Below are 1550 nucleotides of genomic sequence, written 5' to 3' on the forward strand. Positions count from 1 at the left end.
GTCGATTTCGCGCAGATGCCGTTGCCATAATCTGGAGCTATCACGGATTTGCATTTTCGTCTTTAGAGATTCTACGAACGACTGCTTTGTCCCGCAGAGCAGACATCTGTCGCTCCTTTTTGTTGAGTTCGAATGTCCTCTGCGAGCCCACTATGCCAAGTGCTGCGCTTTGTATGGAGGGCAGAGAAGGTGTTCATCCTGCATGCGCAAAAACTACCAACCTTTGTTCAGGAGCGACTATTAGGTAGCCTACCCGACGTTTGGAAATATACGCTCCATTACTCTGCAAAATTGCATCGACTGCAGCCGTTTTTGATACGTCCAACTTATCAAGAAACCCATAGCCTTTTAGATAAGCCGCGATCCCTGGGCACAAATGGCCTGTATGGGATGCTGCCCACCAATCGCTCTTCTCAACATCACAGTTTAGCTCATCCATCCAAGCAAATTTACTACCCATCAGTGGCGTAGAAATCCATTCTCCGGCCTGTCTGGATCGACGGAGTTCGATTGTGTTTTCCGCCTCTTGAAGCCAAGTTTCTCCTTCTTGGGAAATCAGAGAAGCAACATCATCTGACAACCGAAAGAAAGCCAAAACAGCGTCGTGACCACCGGGGCCGATGCCCGCGACAAGACTTGTTTTGTCCTCAAGAACAACGCTGCCAAATGCCGGCGGAAGAAACCCTTTGAGATGCCTGTTTTCTGCAACTTTGAACGCGACAAAACCGATAAGAGGTAGTGCTAAAATGGCTCCGAAAATTATTTTTATTGTAGAACGCATGACGCATTCCTTTGGCCTTCATGGATGAAAAACTCAATTCGTCCGATCAACGGTAACCTGACCTTCGACTGGTGGCAATGAACGTCCGCTTTGTCCCGCATCTTGCCCATTCGATCGTAGCGCAGCGAAGGCCCGAAATGACTGGTGATACGATTCCGCCCTAACCGGAACATTTCTCTAACCCAGTAGTCTCTCTGATCCCGGCATCACATTCACAAGCGCAAGCAGTCGCTGGTATGTGACGCGCTTTTCGATGTGTTTTTTTGTCGTCTACCAATTCCCAGCGGTGGCTACGAACAACGTCAGAGCGCGAAAGATCAGATATCATGACCTCCGTGGTTAAAGGCTGTGACCATCATCTTCATGGAAATGGATGGCCTGTTCGCGGGTATGGGCAATCTCCTGCACCACAGCGGCAATCTTACTGGATGAAACTTGGTGCAGCTCACCGACAACGGCCTCGGCGCGCTCGTAGCTGTCCGGAACGCCTTGGCTGTTGAAGTGGCCCGCAGCGGTGGAAATATCCGCGTCTTTCCAAGTCGCCGTTGTGCCAACTGAAACGCTGTCATGATCGTTGTAGCGAGCCAGGAACTTGTTTCCATCGAGTCCGAAGCTGTTGGCGGTTGCAACAATGTCGTCACGCACTGCTAGCCATTTTTCGGCCTCGGACGGGTCCAGGTTGTCCAACTCGGCCGCATTCATGGATGTGGTGTAACTGTCGTCAGCAACAGTGTACGCCTGCAGGTCGGTGTCGTATGGGCGTAGCTCG

The 1550-nt window shown here is 51.0% G+C and carries 1 protein-coding gene and 1 pseudogene; both read right to left on the reverse strand.

Annotated elements, in window-relative coordinates:
• Positions 1–193 precede the first annotated feature (193 nt).
• Positions 194–781 (reverse strand): hypothetical protein, encoded by a 588-nt coding sequence (locus tag ACR0AO_RS25385; RefSeq protein ID WP_480609799.1) that lies wholly within the window; start codon positions 779–781, stop codon positions 194–196.
• 339 nt (positions 782–1120) lie between these two features.
• Positions 1121–1550, reverse strand: a pseudogene (locus ACR0AO_RS25390) (hypothetical protein); the annotation flags it as partial.

This window comes from Ruegeria sp. AF8, from assembly GCF_056541825.1.